The 14,752-nt window shown below is 63.9% G+C and carries 15 protein-coding genes and 1 tRNA gene; 9 read left to right on the top strand and 7 right to left on the bottom strand.

Annotated features, from left to right (window positions below; genetic code table 11):
* Positions 1 to 13 precede the first annotated feature (13 nt).
* The 5 genes from pheT (at position 14) to QTI05_RS27855 (ending at position 3,705) form a co-directional block, all read left to right on the top strand.
* Positions 14 to 2,455 (top strand): phenylalanine--tRNA ligase subunit beta, encoded by a 2,442-nt coding sequence (gene pheT / locus QTI05_RS16715; protein ID WP_286622288.1) that lies wholly within the window; start codon positions 14 to 16, stop codon positions 2,453 to 2,455.
* Between the two features lie 15 nt (positions 2,456 to 2,470).
* Entirely contained in the window at positions 2,471 to 2,833 is a 363-nt protein-coding gene (locus tag QTI05_RS16720; protein ID WP_286546108.1) for an integration host factor subunit alpha, read from the top strand.
* 64 nt (positions 2,834 to 2,897) lie between these two features.
* On the top strand, positions 2,898 to 3,362 hold the full coding sequence (locus QTI05_RS16725) for a MerR family transcriptional regulator (RefSeq protein WP_286622289.1): 465 nt from the start codon (positions 2,898 to 2,900) through the stop codon (positions 3,360 to 3,362).
* A 26-nt stretch (positions 3,363 to 3,388) separates the two neighbouring features.
* Positions 3,389 to 3,465 (top strand) — tRNA-Pro (locus QTI05_RS16730).
* The gene (locus tag QTI05_RS27855) at positions 3,421 to 3,705 is read left to right on the top strand and encodes a DUF3363 domain-containing protein (protein ID WP_353505960.1); all 285 of its coding nucleotides are present in this window, start codon (positions 3,421 to 3,423) and stop codon (positions 3,703 to 3,705) included. Before QTI05_RS16730 ends, QTI05_RS27855 begins: the two co-directional genes overlap by 45 nt.
* Before the next feature lie 18 nt (positions 3,706 to 3,723).
* Here the strand turns inward: QTI05_RS27855 and QTI05_RS16735 are convergent, their stop codons facing one another.
* The 3 genes from QTI05_RS16735 to QTI05_RS16745 form a co-directional block, all read right to left on the bottom strand.
* A complete protein-coding gene (locus QTI05_RS16735) occupies positions 3,724 to 4,092 on the bottom strand; it encodes a winged helix-turn-helix transcriptional regulator (protein ID WP_286546111.1) in 369 nt (122 codons plus the stop codon).
* 396 nt (positions 4,093 to 4,488) lie between these two features.
* On the bottom strand, positions 4,489 to 5,604 hold the full coding sequence (locus QTI05_RS16740; protein ID WP_286622290.1) for an NADH:flavin oxidoreductase: 1,116 nt from the start codon (positions 5,602 to 5,604) through the stop codon (positions 4,489 to 4,491).
* 334 nt (positions 5,605 to 5,938) lie between these two features.
* Positions 5,939 to 6,880, bottom strand: a complete 942-nt coding sequence (locus tag QTI05_RS16745) for a LysR family transcriptional regulator (RefSeq protein ID WP_286622291.1) — start codon at positions 6,878 to 6,880, stop codon at positions 5,939 to 5,941.
* A 106-nt stretch (positions 6,881 to 6,986) separates the two neighbouring features.
* Here QTI05_RS16745 and QTI05_RS16750 point away from each other — a divergent pair, with 106 nt between their 5' ends.
* From QTI05_RS16750 to QTI05_RS16765, 4 genes are read left to right on the top strand one after another with little or no spacing between them, the layout of a single operon-like run.
* Complete coding sequence (locus QTI05_RS16750) at positions 6,987 to 8,219, top strand: FAD-dependent oxidoreductase (protein ID WP_286622292.1); 1,233 nt, start codon at positions 6,987 to 6,989, stop codon at positions 8,217 to 8,219.
* A gap of 19 nt (positions 8,220 to 8,238) precedes the next feature.
* A complete protein-coding gene (locus QTI05_RS16755) occupies positions 8,239 to 8,970 on the top strand; it encodes a class II aldolase/adducin family protein (RefSeq protein WP_286622293.1) in 732 nt (243 codons plus the stop codon).
* Complete coding sequence (locus QTI05_RS16760) at positions 8,967 to 9,923, top strand: 2-hydroxyacid dehydrogenase (RefSeq protein WP_286622294.1); 957 nt, start codon at positions 8,967 to 8,969, stop codon at positions 9,921 to 9,923. Before QTI05_RS16755 ends, QTI05_RS16760 begins: the two co-directional genes overlap by 4 nt.
* A 49-nt stretch (positions 9,924 to 9,972) precedes the next feature.
* On the top strand, positions 9,973 to 10,950 hold the full coding sequence (locus QTI05_RS16765; protein ID WP_286546124.1) for a Bug family tripartite tricarboxylate transporter substrate binding protein: 978 nt from the start codon (positions 9,973 to 9,975) through the stop codon (positions 10,948 to 10,950).
* Here the strand turns inward: QTI05_RS16765 and QTI05_RS16770 are convergent.
* From QTI05_RS16770 to QTI05_RS16785, 4 genes are read right to left on the bottom strand one after another with little or no spacing between them, the layout of a single operon-like run.
* A complete protein-coding gene (locus QTI05_RS16770; protein WP_286622295.1) occupies positions 10,947 to 12,158 on the bottom strand; it encodes a M20 aminoacylase family protein in 1,212 nt (403 codons plus the stop codon). The genes QTI05_RS16765 and QTI05_RS16770 overlap by 4 nt on opposite strands.
* Positions 12,155 to 13,264 (bottom strand): histidinol-phosphate transaminase, encoded by a 1,110-nt coding sequence (hisC, locus tag QTI05_RS16775; RefSeq protein ID WP_286546127.1) that lies wholly within the window; start codon positions 13,262 to 13,264, stop codon positions 12,155 to 12,157. Before hisC ends, QTI05_RS16770 begins: the two co-directional genes overlap by 4 nt.
* A gap of 55 nt (positions 13,265 to 13,319) precedes the next feature.
* Positions 13,320 to 14,012, bottom strand: a complete 693-nt coding sequence (locus tag QTI05_RS16780) for an amino acid ABC transporter permease (RefSeq protein ID WP_286546128.1) — start codon at positions 14,010 to 14,012, stop codon at positions 13,320 to 13,322.
* A 5-nt stretch (positions 14,013 to 14,017) separates the two neighbouring features.
* A complete protein-coding gene (locus tag QTI05_RS16785) occupies positions 14,018 to 14,746 on the bottom strand; it encodes an amino acid ABC transporter permease (RefSeq protein WP_286622296.1) in 729 nt (242 codons plus the stop codon).
* Positions 14,747 to 14,752 lie beyond the last annotated feature (6 nt).

The following is a 14,752-nucleotide window of genomic DNA, read 5'->3' on the forward strand; positions in this document are numbered from 1 at the left end:
CGAGAACAACGAGATGCAATTCCCCGAGTCCTGGTTGCGAGAGTTCTGCAACCCGCCGCTGTCGAGCGAACAACTGGCCGAGACGCTCACCATGGGCGGTTTCGAGGTCGAAGAACGCCGCCCGGTGGCGCCGCCCTTCAGCAAGATCGTGGTCGGCGAAATCAAGGAAGCCGTGCAGCACCCGAACGCCGATCGCCTGCGCGTGTGCCAGGTCGACGCGGGGCAGGGCGCCTTGCTCAACATCGTTTGCGGTGCACCCAACGCGCGCGTCGGCATCAAGGTGCCTTGCGCATTGGTCGGCGCAGAACTGCCGCCCGGCGAAGACGGCAAGCCCTTCCTCATCAAACTCGGCAAGCTGCGCGGCGTCGAGAGCCAGGGTATGCTGTGCTCGGCGCGCGAACTGCAGCTCAGCGAAGACCACGGTGGGCTGCTCGAACTCGCGGCCGATGTGCCGGTGGGTGCAGACGTGCGGGATGTGCTCAAGCTCGACGACGCACTGCTCACGCTCAAGCTCACGCCGAACCTGGCCCATGGCCTGAGCGTCTACGGCATCGCACGCGAGCTGGCCGCCCTGACGGGCGCGCCCCTCAAGACACCGGCCGTGCCAGCGATCACTGCATCGTTTGCCGACGTGCTGCCCGTCAAGGTCGACGCGCCCGAACTCTGCGGCCGTTTCTCGGGCCGCATCGTGCGCGGCGTGAACACCCGGGCGGCTACGCCGGCCTGGATGGTCGAGCGCCTGTCGCGCTGCGGGCAGCGCAGCGTGACGGCGCTGGTCGACATCTCGAACTACGTGATGTTCGAGCTGGGCCAGCCCTCGCACATCTTCGACCTCGACAAGCTCCACGGCGGCCTCACGGTACGTTGGGGCAAGGCGGGCGAGCAGCTCAAGCTGCTGAACGGCAACACCGTCACGGTCGATGAAAAGGTCGGCGTGATCTCGGACGAGCGCGAGGTCGAGTCGCTGGCCGGCATCATGGGCGGCGACGCCACATCGGTGACCGACGACACGAAGAACATCTATGTCGAGGCCGCGTTCTGGTGGCCCGAGGCGATCCAGGGGCGCTCGCGCCGTTTCAACTTCTCGACCGATGCGGGCCACCGCTTCGAGCGCGGCGTCGATCCGAGCCGCACCGTCGGGGTCATCGAGCGCATCACGCAGCTGGTGCTCGAGATCTGTGGCGGCCAGGCCGGCGCGATGGACGACCAGACGCTGAAGCTGCCCGAGGCCAAGCCCGTTACCTTGCGCGTGGCCCGTGCCGCGCGTGTGATCGGCATGCCGCTGACCCAGGCCCAGTGCGTCGATGCCCTGGGCCGCCTCGGCCTGCCGATCGAGGAGGGCGATGGCACGCTGCGCGTGACGCCGCCGCCGCACCGCTTCGACCTGCTGATCGAGGAAGACCTGATCGAGGAAGTTGCACGCCTCATCGGCTACAACAACCTGCCGACCACGCCGCCGCTCGCACCGATCACCGCGCGTGTGAGGCCCGAAGTGCAACGCGGCTCTTTCGCGCTGCGCCATCGCGTCGCCGCGCTCGGCTACCAGGAAACCATCAACTTCAGCTTTGTAGAAGCGCACTGGGAGCAAGACCTTGCAGGCAATGCCAACCCGGTCAAGCTGCTGAACCCGATTGCCAGCCAGATGAGCGTGATGCGCTCGTCGCTGCTCGGCTCGCTGTTGCAGGTGCTCAAGTTCAACCTCGACCGCAAGGCGCCGCGCGTGCGCGTGTTCGAGGTGGGCCGCGTGTTCGTGCGCGACGACAGCGTGGCCACGACCGACAGCACCGTCAAGGGCGTCCGCCAGCCGATGCGCGTGGCCGGCCTTGCGTGGGGCGACGCCGACGAATCGCGCTGGGACGGCAAGCCGCAGCGCACCGACTTCTTCGACGTCAAGGGCGATGTCGAGGCGCTGCTGGCGCCGCTGCTGCCCACCTTCGAGCCGACCGAACACCCCGCGCTGCACCCGGGGCGGGCGGCGCGCGTGCGTGTCGATGGCTGTGACATCGGCGTGGTCGGCGAACTGCACCCGCGCTGGCGCCAGAAGTGGGAGCTGGCGCAGGCGCCGGTGCTGTTCGAGCTGGACCTCGATGCGGTCAGCGCACGGCCCGTGCCGGTCGCGCAGCCGGTGCCGCGCCACCAGGCCGTCGAGCGCGACATTGCCGTGGTGGTGGCCGAAGCCGTCACGCACGACGCGTTGATGGAAACGATCGAGGCCGCCTCGGCCGATGCCGGCTTGCTTCAGGGCGCGACCCTGTTCGACATCTACCGCCCGCAGCCGGCGCGCGACGGCGCTGCGGTTTCATCGGCAGGTTTGGCGCAGGGCGAGAAGAGCATGGCGGTGCGCCTGAGCTTTCAGAGCGACGCGGCCACGCTGACCGACGAGCAGATCGAACCCGCCGTGCGCGCCATCATCGACCAGCTCGGTGCCCGGCTCGGCGCCCGGCTGCGCGGATAACAGAGGACGATGATCATGGAATTCACGCTCGAAGCCCTCGAAACGCCGGCCCTCACCAAGGCGCACCTGGCCGACCTGCTGTTCGAGCAGATCGGCCTGAACAAGCGCGAGTCCAAAGACATGGTCGAAGCGTTCTTCGACCTCATCGCCACCAGCCTGATCGAAGGCACCGACGTCAAGATCTCGGGCTTCGGCAATTTCCAGATCCGCACCAAGGCCCCGCGCCCGGGGCGCAATCCGCGCACTGGCGAAGCCATTCCGATCGGTGCGCGCCGCGTTGCCACGTTCCATGCGAGCGCCAAGCTCAAGGAACAGATTCACGGAAACATCACGGAAGATGGTGCACAAGAGGTCGAGTGGAGCATTGGTGCCGAATAGTGCTTGGCGCCCGGAAGGTGCGTAGAGTAACCTCTGAGGTTTCGCGCGCACTGTCTTGATTTCAATGGAGAAAACGCTCCCCCCGATTCCCGTCAAACGCTACTTCACGATCGGTGAGGTGGGCGAGCTTTGCGGCGTCAAGCCGCATGTGCTGCGCTACTGGGAGCAGGAGTTCACGCAACTGCGCCCGATGAAGCGGCGCGGCAACCGGCGCTACTACCAGCACCATGAAGTGCTCATGATCCGCCGCATCCGCGACCTGCTCTACGACCAGGGCTTCACCATCAGCGGCGCGCGCAACAAGCTGCAGGAACTGGTGCAGCACGAACGCGACCGCCGCAAGGCCGGCGAGGTGCCGCTGGAAGGCGTCGAGGCCATCGAGATCGACCAGGAAGAGTTCGACGCCGCGGTGCAGGACGAAGAACTGCACATGCATGCCGCATCGTCGCAACGGCTTGCCCCATCGCTGCTGGCTCAGTTGCGCCGCGAACTCTTTGAAATCCGCGAGCTGCTCAGCGCAGGACACTGAAATCTGCCCGCTATAATTGCGGGCTTCGGTGTGTGGCGCAGCCTGGTAGCGCACTTGCATGGGGTGCAAGGGGTCGAAGGTTCGAATCCTTTCACACCGACCAACAAAACGTCCAAGGGCGTCCGGATTCATCCTCCGGACGCCCTTTTTCTTTGGGGAACTGGGCGAATCGTGTCCGGAGGCATTCAGCGGCCGATTTGCCATGCTCGACGATGGGAAAGCGTTCAATCTGGTGCCGTGGCCGCCGATCGCGGACGAGTATCTTGGGCCGCAGGTTTCGGTCGTCTTGCGAGGCTCCTCAGCAGCATGGAGTTTTGGCAAGAGCCGGACCGTTGGCATCTAGCAGTCACTCACGAGCAGATCAAAGCCCTCGCTGGTCAAATGCTTGGCGTGCCTTCTGGACCGACGGCAGCTTGACCATCGTCCAATCGTGCAGTGCACGCAACGGCTGTTGCAAGGTGCGCCCAAGCGGTGTGATGTCGTACTCAACTGCAACGGGCGAAACCGGAATGACGCGACGGGAGACCAAGCCGTTGCGTTCGAGGCGGCGAAGGCTCTGGGTCAGCGCCTTCTGGGTGACGCCTTCCAGGCGACGCTTGATGGCGTTGAACCGGTGCGGCTCGTCCTCCAGCACGGCCAAAATCATCATCGACCACTTGTCCGCGATCTGGTCGAACAAAGCTCGACTCGGACAATCTGAAGAAAAGCATTCCGGCGTGATCTTTGGCATTGGGCGGTTTCCTTCGCGATACCTAGGCGATCCTAAGTGTCTGATTGAAGTCAAGTCTACTTTGTGTACCTTGGTAGCTCCCGCGCGACGGGCAAACGACGCAAAGAGAGGAGATCCGTATCGCGACTTGCGTATTGCACAAACACCAGAAACATGGATCACGAGCTCGCTCAATCGATTCCTTGCCCACGCCAAAAAATCTGTCCTGACCTTTGGCTGTTGGGCGCTCCGCAGCCAAGCGACCTCGAGTTCGCATCCCGCCATGCACGCAGAAACTGGTTGCGTCCTGCCGCCACTGGGAGCCGTCTAAGGTGTCCAGATTTAGGCACTGAAGAAGGCTTCGGCCACTATTTGAAAGTGGCCGACTAGCGATCTGTGATCAGCGTCGCAGTTGCATCAGACGAGCGCACCCAGTGCGGCGGCATCAAAGCCCTGCAGGTTCTTGTGATCGCCCGATTGGATTTTTGAAACCCAGTGCGGGTCGCCGAGCAATGCACGGCCGACGGCAATCAGGTCGAACTCGTTGCGTTCCATGCGCTCGACCAATCGCTGCACGCTCGCCGCTTTCGATCCCTTGCCGGCAAAGGCGTTCAGGACGTCGCCGTCCAGGCCGACAGAGCCCACGCTGATCGTGGTCGCGCCGGTCAGCTTCTTGGCCCAGCCCGCGCAGTTCAGGCCGTTTTCGCCGTCGAGCTCCGGAAATTCCGGCTCCCAGAAACGCCGCTGCGAGCAATGCAACACGTCCACGCCAGCTTCCACGAGCGGCAGCAGCCAATCCGTCATTTCCTTGGGGGTGGGTGCGAGACGCACGGTCAGGTCCTGCTGCTTCCATTGGCTGACGCGCATGATGATCGGAAAGTCGGGACCCACCGCCTTGCGGATGGCAGCCACGATCTCGCTGGCGAACCGCGAACGCTCCTTGAGTGTGGCGCCGCCATACCGATCGGTGCGCCTGTTGGTGCCGGACCAGAAGAACTGGTCGATGAGGTAGCCGTGTGCACCATGAACTTCCACGGTATCGAAGCCCAAGCGCTTGGCATCTTCCGCGGCTGCGGCGAACGCCGCCACGGTGTCCGCGATCGCTTCCTCGGTCATGGCTTCACCGCGCGGCTTGTCCGGTGCGTCCAGGCCCGACGGGCTTTCCACGGGCGAATCGGGTTCCCACTCGGTGTAGCGCGCCGAACCGGTATGCCAGAGCTGTGGACCCATGCGGCCGCCCGCTGCGTGCACGGCATCGATCACCCCCTTCCAGCCGGCCAGCGCGGCTTCGCCGTGGAAGAACGGGATGTTGGGATCGTTGCGGGAGGCAGGGCGATTGACCACCGTACCCTCCGAAAGAATCAGCCCGACCTGGCCTTCTGCACGGCGCCGGTAGTAGGCCGCATTCGCCTCGACGGGAACACCGTTGGGCGAGAAGGTGCGGGTCATCGGCGCCATGACAAGCCGATTCTTGAGCTGGAGGTTCTTGACGGTGAGTGGCTGGAACAGCGCGCTGGTGTCGACGGATGACATGGGTAACTCTCAGTTGTAAAGACCTGGCGAATGGTATACAGAGTAAACCTAGTGTCAATTAGGCACTTTAAAGTGCCCAGGTATATCCGAGGAAACCGAGCCATGATCGAGCGGCAACTGGAAGGCATCACGCAGAAAGCGCTCACCCAGTGCCTGCGGCGGCGCAGATGCCTCGCGGCAGCTTAGAGAGAACATTCGACCGTCACATGCCGATCGCGCCGTTTGCGCGCGCCTAAGCACCTGGCACGGAGGGAATGTTTTCCCACTCCTCGCGACCACGCTCGACCTTGGCGAATTTGTGGATTTGCCTGGATGGCGCCCGCGTCGGCGGCGTTCAGGCCACTGCGAGCTGGCTCAACTTCCTAAAGTGACGGCCCAGGTCGTCGATGAGTTCGGTGGCCAGCTCGGTTTTCTGGCGCCCCTTCCTGCTCACCACGAAGAAGTCGATTGGCACCACGGGATTCACCAGCGTCTGCACTTCCACGTCGTAGCGCGCGCAGGCTGGAAGCACAAACCCAGGCAGGGCGGCGACCCCATGCCCTGCCTCCACCATCGCGATGATGGCCTGGATGTTCTGCAGTGCTCCACTGAACGCGGGTGCCACGGCCAGCCCGCGCAGCTGAGCGTCCACGAGCTTCTGGATCGGGTTCTCTATGGGCAACGCAAGCAGGCGTTGACCCGCGAACTCCGCCCACGCGGCGCGCTTGCCTGCGCTGGCCGGCCGTGTGCGCGTGCCGGCCAGGGTGCGACGACCCGATTTCGGACTGACGCGCACCATCGGAAAAGTGGCTAGCAACTGCCGTTCGATGCCCGATGCTGGCTTAAAGAAGGCGCCCAGACCGAGGTCGACTTCACCTGCGTCAATGCCCAGCAGAATCTGCTGGCGATCCAGGTCGCTGACATTCACGCGGGTGCTGGCTTGCACCAAGCGAAACTCATTGAGCCACTGCGGCAGCACACTGGAGGCGATCAGCGGTGTTGCGGCCAGCGAGACCTGCTGCGCGGCCTCGGCCGACAGCTGCCCGATGTTGGATGTGGCCCGGTCCCAGTCGGCCAGCATGCCGCGCGCGGTCGGCAGCAAGGCCTCTCCTGCCGGCGTCAGGCGCACCGAACGCGTTGTGCGGTCGAACAGGCGGGCACCGACCTGCGCTTCGAAATCCTTGAGCATCAGGCTCAGCCCGGCCTGCGTCACGAAGGTCTCTTCGGCGGCGCGCGTGAAGCTGCCCAGTCGGGCAATGGCCAGGAAGGCCTGAAGCTGCCGGGTGTTTATATTCATTGCTGAAGGATATTAATTGATTTGATAATTTAACTTCACAAATTTGTCTCACTGCGATGCAATTCAGTGCTGGCCGATGGGGCCAGATGTATCAAAGGATGGAGACATGGCTGCTGAACCCTTGCATGTATTGATCGCCGGCGCCGGCATAGGCGGGTTGTGCTGCGCACTGGCCCTGCAGCGGCGCGGCATTCGCGTGACCGTGCTGGAGCAGGCGCCCGAACTCGGCGAAGTCGGTGCCGGCTTCCAGGTGAGCGCGAACGGCTCGCGGTGCCTGGCGGACATCGGGCTGGGTGACGAACTGCAGCAGCTGGCGACGCAGGCGGCGGGGAAGCAGGTCCGGCTCTGGAACACTGGGCAGACGTGGAAGTTGTTCGACCTGGGTGCTGAATCGGTGCAGAAGTATGGGTTTCCGTACTACCTGATCTACCGGGCAGACCTGCATGCGCTGATGGCTCGCCACGTGCGTCAGCGCCAGCCAGGCGCGATTCGCCTGGGCGCCAAGGCGGTGGGTCTGACGCAGGACGCAGAAGGTGTCGAGGTAGAACTTGAGGGCGGCGAGCGCATTCGTGGCGACGTCCTCGTCGGAGCTGACGGCGTGCACTCGCGCATCCGCCGCGCCATGTTCGGCCAGAGCGATGCCCAGTTCACGGGTTGCGTTGCTTGGCGTGGACTGGTTCAGCGCGACAAGCTGCCACCGCACCTGCACGCCAACCTGGCCACAAACTGGATCGGCCCCGGCGCCCACGTCATTCACTACCCCTTGCGCGAGGGCGCTCTCGTCAACTTTGTGGGCATCGTCGAGCGCAGCGACTGGCAGGTCGAATCCTGGACCGAGCGCGGCAGCGTGGAAGAATGCATGAACGACTTCAGGCACTGGCATGACGATGTGCATCGCCTGATCCAGGGCATCGACCAGCCCTACAAGTGGGCTTTGCTGAGCCGTCAGCCCATGAATAACTGGACGCAGGGCCGGGCCACGCTATTGGGCGACGCCTGCCACTCCACACTGCCTTTCCTCGCTCAAGGCGCCGTGATGGCCTTGGAAGACGGCGTGGTGCTCGCCCGCTGCCTGGAAGCGCACAAGGACGACCCCGCCGCCGGACTGCTGCGCTATCAGGCGCTGCGCATGGAGCGCACCTCTCGCATCGTGCTGGGCTCCGCGGCCAACGCGGCGCGTTTTCACAACCCCCTGCTGGCGGACGCCGTCGAGGCGGGTCGCTACGTGGACCGCGAATGGAGCGAAGACAGCGTTCGGCAGCGCTACGAGTGGCTGTTCAGCTACGACGCCACTGCGGTCGATGTGGTCAGCAAAGCGACCGCTCCTTCCGCCCTCTGAAATCTTCACAACTCAAGCCATGAACAAAGACGCCTTGCCGGTATTGATTCACGACCTGATCCACGCCTTCCAGATCCTCGCCATGGACGGACAGGGCAGCGGGATCTCGGGTCACCTCACCGCGCGCCTGCCCAATGCGAGGACCTTCTGGAGCATCCCCTACGGCTACGGCTTCGAGGAGGCAACGGCCGAGGAACTGATCGAATCCGACTTCGACCTGCGCACGGTCACCGGCACCTTGCCTTGCAACCCCACGCTGAACATCCACACCGAGATCTATGAGGCGCGGCCAGAGGTGTGCTGCATCCTTCACACGCATTCCGAGGCGTCGCTGGCCCTGGGCATTGTGGGCAGCAATCTCGAGCCGGTGACACAAAGCGGTGCGCTTTTTTACGAAGACATCGTGCTGTTCGACGAGTTCGACGGCATCGTGCTCGACAAGAAGGAAGGCGCCAGCATCGCGACGCGCCTGGGCGCCAACCGAGCCATTCTGCTGCGCAACCATGGCTCGGTGGTGGTCGGTGAATCCATTGCGGAGACCACCATCGCCGCCACGGTGCTCGAGTTCGCTGCGCGCGTTCAGCTGCAGGCTATGGCGGCCGGAACGCCCAAGAAGCTGCCGCCCGCCGAGGCGCGCCAGACCAAGGCCTTCCTGCGCCGCACCGACGTGGTGGACCTGCGCTGGCAGCTGCTGGTTCGACAGGCCCGCAGACACAACCCCCGCTTCAACTATGAGAGAACCTTTGCATGAAAGTAGCTTCCACCCAGCGTCCCGTTAAGGTCCTGATGCTGTTGACCTCGGACTTCGTCACGGCCCGCTATGAGGCTCTGCGCGCACGCGCCCCAGAACTGAACGTCGTCACGCGCATCGATGGGGACACAGACCCGGATGTCACCGCGCTCTTCGCTTTCAAGTTGCCGGCCGGTCTGTTACCGCGGCTGCCGAATCTTCAGCTGGCTGCTTCGGTTGGCGCCGGCGCCGACGGCATCCTCGGGGCGCCCGACTTGCCGGCGAGCGTCAAGGTCACCCGCGCCGTGGAGCCCGGCCTCGGCCTTAGCATGGCGCAATATGTGTCGCTGCAGATCCTGCAGCATTTCCGCGCGTTGCCGACGCTGCAGGCCCAGTATGCCGCACACGAATGGAAGCGCGTGGCCGTGCCGGATTCGCGCGAGTACACGGTCGGCATCATGGGGCTCGGATCGATCGGTTCTGTGGTCGCCGATGTAGTGGCCGCACTCGGCTTCAAAGTCATCGGCTGGACGCGTTCTGAAGGCCGGGCGGCCCGGGTCCCGGTATTCGTGGGCGAGCAAGGCATGGATGAATTCCTCGGCCAGTGCAACTACCTCGTGTGCCTCCTGCCGAGCACAGCCCAGACCGCCGGACTGATCAACCGTGCCTTTCTGTCGAAGCTGCCGCAGGGCGCTTATGTAATCAACGCAGCGCGTGGCGGGATCGTGGTTGAGGCAGATCTGCTGGCCCTGGTCGATGAAGGCCATCTGGGCGGGGCGGCCTTCGACGTTTTCGCCACCGAGCCTCTGCCCGCCAGCAGCCCGTTCTGGGGCCATGAAAAGGTGCTGGTGACGCCGCACATTGCGGCCCAGCCATCGGTGGGCCCAGTGGTCGAGCAATTCCTCGAGAACTTGCAAAGGCTGGAGCGTGGAGATCCGTTGATCAACGAAGTCGACAGATCCCTGGGCTACTGAGTCGCTGCGCGCCGACACTTTTAATCATTAAACACAACGGAGACATCGCATGGCAAAACGCAAATTGCTCTATGGATTGGGCGCTGCCCTGGCACTTGGAGTCGCCCACCAGCCCGGCCTAGCGGCCGATGCCTATCCCTCAAAGCCAATCAAGGTCATCCTGCCTTTCGCGACCGGTGGCCAATCGGACGTTGTGGCCAGGCTCCTCGCGGCCCGTCTGTCGACCGGCCTCGGCCAACCGATGGTTGTCGAAAACATTCCCGGCGCGGGCGGAATGATTGCCGCTGCCAACGTGGCGCGCGCCGCGCCCGACGGGTATACGCTGTTTCTGGCGAACGCTAGCACGTTGACAATTGCGCCGTATCTGCAGAAGGGCGTCAACGTCAAGCCGACTGACTTCACACCAGTGACCACCGTAAGCCAGTTTCCGCTCGTGCTGGTTGTCAATGCCGCGTCGCCCTACAGATCGCTCGCCGATGTGATCGCGGCTGCAAAGGCCCGACCCGACAAGCTGAGCTTCGCGTCTCCGGGGTATGGCACCACCCCGCACCTGATCGGAGAAACATTCAGGCGCGAGGCGGCGATCGAGATTACGCACGTGCCGTACAAGGGCGGTGCGCCAGCGCTGAATGACTTGCTGGGCCGCCAGGTTGATCTCTTCTTCGAGGCGCCCAGTACGCTGCTACCGCAGATAGCTGCCGGCAAGATTCGTCCGCTCGCTGTTACCAGCAAGACGCGCATGAGCGCACTCCCCGACGTGCGAACCGTGGCCGAGCAAGGGATGCCCCAGCTGACGCTTCAGAGCTGGTCGGCCCTTGTCGCGCCTCCAAACACCCCTGCCGACGTGGTAGCGCGCCTGCGTATCGAGACAGAAAAGGTTCTTAAGAACCCGGACATCGTGAACAAGCTGCAGGAGTTGGGCTTCGAAGCCACGTCAAGCACGCCTCAGGAACTTACCCGTATGGTTCGCGACGAAGGCGCTACTTGGTCGAAACTGATCAAGGAACGAAACATCACCGTCGATTAGGGTCCCGGGGCCAGAAAGCGCTCCACAAGCCGAACCCAGTAGGTGGCGCCCAGCGGAATCAATGCATCATTGAAATCGTAGCTTGGGTTGTGGAGGCTGCAGGGGCCCGGCCCGTGCGGCATTGAGCGATGCGCTCCGTCGCCGTTCCCGATGAAAGCATAGGCGCCGGGCCGCACCTGCAACATAAAAGCGAAGTCTTCCGCCGTCATCGCGGGCTCCTGCACCAGGACGTTGTTCGCGCCGACGATGTCGGTCATCACGCCATGGGCAAAGGCGGCTTCGGCCACGGAATTAATGGTGGGAGGATAGCTGCGGTTGAAGCGCACCTCGCTGCGCGCGTCGTGTGCACTGCACACATGGCTGGCGATCTGCGTCATACGCTGCTCGATGAGGTCCAGCGTCGGTAACGAGAAAGTGCGGATCGTGCCCCTCAACTCGCAGTTGTCGGCAATGACGTTGTTCGACTCACCGGCCCGAAGCACGGTCACAGTCAACACGGCGGCTTCGTCCGGCTTCTTGTTGCGCGAAAGGATATTCTGAAAGGCCTGTACCACCTCGCAGGCCACGGGTATCGGGTCGACGGCCGTGTGCGGCAGCGCTGCATGGCCGCCCTTGCCGTGAATGATCACGGTGAACTCAGTGCTCGATGCCATCACACCGCCCGGGCTCACGGCAAACTGGCCTTCGGCCATACCCGGCCAGTTGTGCATGCCGAACACGGCGTCGACAGGAAACTTATCGAACAAGCCGTCCTCGATCATGGCGCGCGCGCCCGCGCCACCCTCTTCGGCGGGCTGAAAGATGAAGTGCACGGTGCCATCAAACAGGCGGTTCTGCGCCAGATGCCGTGCGGCCGCCAGCAGCATCGCGACATGACCGTCGTGTCCGCACGCATGCATCTTGCCGGGGTGCGTGCTCGCGTGGCCGAAAGTGTTGAGCTCCGTCACGCGCAGCGCGTCCATGTCGGCTCGAAGGCCGATGGCCTTTTTCCCGCTGCCTTGGCGGAGCGAGCCCACCACGCCGGTGCGCGCGAGGCCACGATGCACGGCGATGCCGCATTGCTCCAGTTCAGCTGCGATCAAGTCGGAAGTGCGGAATTCTTCGTATCGCAGCTCGGGGTGCGCATGGATGTCGCGTCTCAGCTTGGCGTTCGTCTCGGTGCGGGCGACGATGGCGTCGATCAATGCCCTGCGGGTGCTCGTAGTCATGCAGCGGGTCTTAGTTCTTGTGCGAGTGCGTCGAGGAAGCGCGAGTTTTCGATCGAGGTGCCAATACTCACTCGCAACCAGTCCTTGAGCCCGTAGGAGCCAAGCGGCCGCGCGATGAGGCCGTGCTGTTCTAGCCGGCCGGCCAGTGCGGCGCTGTCCCCAGTCTGCACGGACACGAAGTTGGTCGACGACTTCAGATGGCGCAGTCCCCGAGCACTGAAGGCTGTGCACAGCTGTTCGTGGCCTTCGCTGTTGACGGCAAGCGTGCGCGCGAGGAAGTCGGCGTCGGTCAACGCGGCCACAGCGCCGGCCTGTGCGGGCTGCGAAACCTGGAACGGCGAGCGTACCCGGCGCAGCATGCCGGCCAGCGCGGGCTGCGCAATGCCGTAGCCCACGCGAAGACCGGCCAGCCCGTACGCCTTGGAGAAGGTGCGCGTCACGAGTAGGTGGGGGTGGCGGCGCACCCAGGCGACGGCGTCGCCCCGAGTCGCGGCGGGTAGGTATTCCAGGTAGGCCTCGTCGAGCACGACCACCGTTCCGTCAGGCTGGGCTCCGATGAAGGCTTCTAGCGTATCGGGGTCAACGCTGGTACCGGTCGGGTTTCCCGGATTCGCGATGTACACGAGCGAGATGGGCTGGCGCTTGCCGTGGCGAAGCATCTCGCCGAGATCGACCGTAAAGTCTGGCGACGGCACCACGATAGACGTCGCGCCCACGCGCTGCGCCGCGTTCACGTAGGCCTGGAACGAGTATTGCGCGTAGAGCGTGAAGCGGCCTGTACTCAGAAGGGCCGTTGTCGCCATGCCGATCACGCTCTCGGAGCCGGCGCCGGTCACCACCCAGTCCGGCGGCACATCGAGCTGTCGAGCTAGCGCCTGGGCGAGGTCGGTGCAGTCGTTGTCCGGGTAGCGGGAAAGGTCGATCGACGACGCGGCCAGAGCCTCCAATGCGCGGGGGCTGGCACCGAGTGGGTTCTCGTTCGATGCAAGCTTGACTATGTGCGCGAGGGGCATGTCGATGCGGCGGGCGAGGTCTTCCATTGGCAAGCCCGGCGAGTACGACTTGAGCTGCTCAATGTGCGGGGGATAGACGGGTGCAGTTCTCACGGGTGTTGTCTTTCGATGTTTTGGATGAAGAGGAAGTCCGGGCGCGAGAAGATCATCAGCCGGCGCGGGCAATTCGTTCCTGCAGCGCACGCACATAGCTGGAGAGCGCGAAGGAAATGCAGAAGTAGAAGATTGCGATGAAAAGGTACATCTCGACCAGGCGGCCGTCGCGCTGCGCGACCTTCGAGGCAGTACCGAAGAGATCGTCCAGGGAGAGCACGTAGACCAGCGAGGTGTCCTGGAACAACACGATGAACTGCATGAGCAGTACCGGCAGCATCTTGCGCAGCGCCTGTGGCAGCACGATGTAGAGAAAGGCGCTCATGCGGTTCATGCCGAGGGCTTGTGCTGCGGCGACCTGCCCGTTCGGCATCGTGCGGATGCCGGAACGGATGATCTCGCAGAAGTACGCCGCTTCGAAGAGCACGAAACTCAGGTAGGCTGACACGGGGGCGCTGAACGGCACGGGCGTGGGCGAGCCGACCACCCATGCCACGACGTAGGGCGCAAGCACATAGAAGGCGAAGAGCCAGAGCACCAGCGGAATGGCGCGGAACACGTTGGCGTACGCGTCGCCGAAGGCGCGCAACAGCCTGCTCTTGCTGAGCCGGGCCATCGCGATCCCACAGCCGAGCAGCAGGCCCGAGAAGCCGGCCACGAGCGTGAGCTTCACGGTGAATGCAAGGCCCGTCGTGAGCAGGTAGGGCAGGGAAACCCAGATGGCGGCGAAGTCGAATCCGGAGAACATGGCGCTTACTTCCCGCCGAAGCCGGGCAGTTCGAGGCGGCGCTCGAAGCGGCGCATCACCGTGACGATCACGAAGTTCAGGATCACATAGATGGTGAGCGCTGCCAGAAAGGCCTCGAACACCCGGAAGGAGAACTCCTGCATCGAATGCGCCTGCGCGGTCAGCTCGACGAAGCCGATCGTCAGGCCGATGGACGTGGCCTTCACGGTGCCCATGGCATCGGTGGTCAGCATCGGCCAGGTGATGCGAAACGCGCGCGGCAGCAGCACGTACCTGTACGACTGAGAGAGGGTCATGCCCAGCGCCGCCGCGGCTAATTGCTGGCCGCGCGCGAGGGCCTGAATGCCGCTGCGCAGCTGCTCGCCCACGCGCGCCGCCATGTAGCAGCCGATGCCGATCACCACGGTGAAAAACGGCGCCGCCTCCCACTGCTTGACCCATTCTCCGGGTGCTTTCGGAAGCAGTTCGGGAAGCACGAAATACCAGATGAAGAGCTGCACAATGAGCGGAATGTTGCGAAACACCTCGACATAGATGCGGCCTGCGGCTTGCGCCTTCCTGGAAGGATGCGTGCGCAGCACACCGACCGCGGTGCCGAGCGTCAGCGCCAACACGAAAATCAACAGCGTGGCAGCCACGGTGTTCGCGAGGCCGACGGCGAGCAGGTAGCCATAGGCGCCGCCTCCGTTGGGCGACTGTTCGAGGAACACCCGCCAATTCCATTGGTAGTTCACGCGATG

The organism is Variovorax fucosicus, assembly GCF_030316825.1.
Classification (GTDB): domain Bacteria; phylum Pseudomonadota; class Gammaproteobacteria; order Burkholderiales; family Burkholderiaceae_C; genus Variovorax; species Variovorax fucosicus.

What these genes read in the sequence shown, in the direction of transcription:
- pheT (WP_286622288.1), top strand. Translation starts at nt 14, where the DNA reads ATGCAATTCCCCGAGTCCTGGTTGCGAGAGTTCTGCAACCCGCCGCTG.
- QTI05_RS16720 (WP_286546108.1), top strand. Translation starts at nt 2,471, where the DNA reads ATGGAATTCACGCTCGAAGCCCTCGAAACGCCGGCCCTCACCAAGGCG.
- QTI05_RS16725 (WP_286622289.1), top strand. Translation starts at nt 2,898, where the DNA reads ATGGAGAAAACGCTCCCCCCGATTCCCGTCAAACGCTACTTCACGATC.
- QTI05_RS27855 (WP_353505960.1), top strand. Translation starts at nt 3,421, where the DNA reads ATGGGGTGCAAGGGGTCGAAGGTTCGAATCCTTTCACACCGACCAACA.
- QTI05_RS16735 (WP_286546111.1), bottom strand. Translation starts at nt 4,092, where the DNA reads ATGCCAAAGATCACGCCGGAATGCTTTTCTTCAGATTGTCCGAGTCGA.
- QTI05_RS16740 (WP_286622290.1), bottom strand. Translation starts at nt 5,604, where the DNA reads ATGTCATCCGTCGACACCAGCGCGCTGTTCCAGCCACTCACCGTCAAG.
- QTI05_RS16745 (WP_286622291.1), bottom strand. Translation starts at nt 6,880, where the DNA reads ATGAATATAAACACCCGGCAGCTTCAGGCCTTCCTGGCCATTGCCCGA.
- QTI05_RS16750 (WP_286622292.1), top strand. Translation starts at nt 6,987, where the DNA reads ATGGCTGCTGAACCCTTGCATGTATTGATCGCCGGCGCCGGCATAGGC.
- QTI05_RS16755 (WP_286622293.1), top strand. Translation starts at nt 8,239, where the DNA reads ATGAACAAAGACGCCTTGCCGGTATTGATTCACGACCTGATCCACGCC.
- QTI05_RS16760 (WP_286622294.1), top strand. Translation starts at nt 8,967, where the DNA reads ATGAAAGTAGCTTCCACCCAGCGTCCCGTTAAGGTCCTGATGCTGTTG.
- QTI05_RS16765 (WP_286546124.1), top strand. Translation starts at nt 9,973, where the DNA reads ATGGCAAAACGCAAATTGCTCTATGGATTGGGCGCTGCCCTGGCACTT.
- QTI05_RS16770 (WP_286622295.1), bottom strand. Translation starts at nt 12,158, where the DNA reads ATGACTACGAGCACCCGCAGGGCATTGATCGACGCCATCGTCGCCCGC.
- QTI05_RS16780 (WP_286546128.1), bottom strand. Translation starts at nt 14,012, where the DNA reads ATGTTCTCCGGATTCGACTTCGCCGCCATCTGGGTTTCCCTGCCCTAC.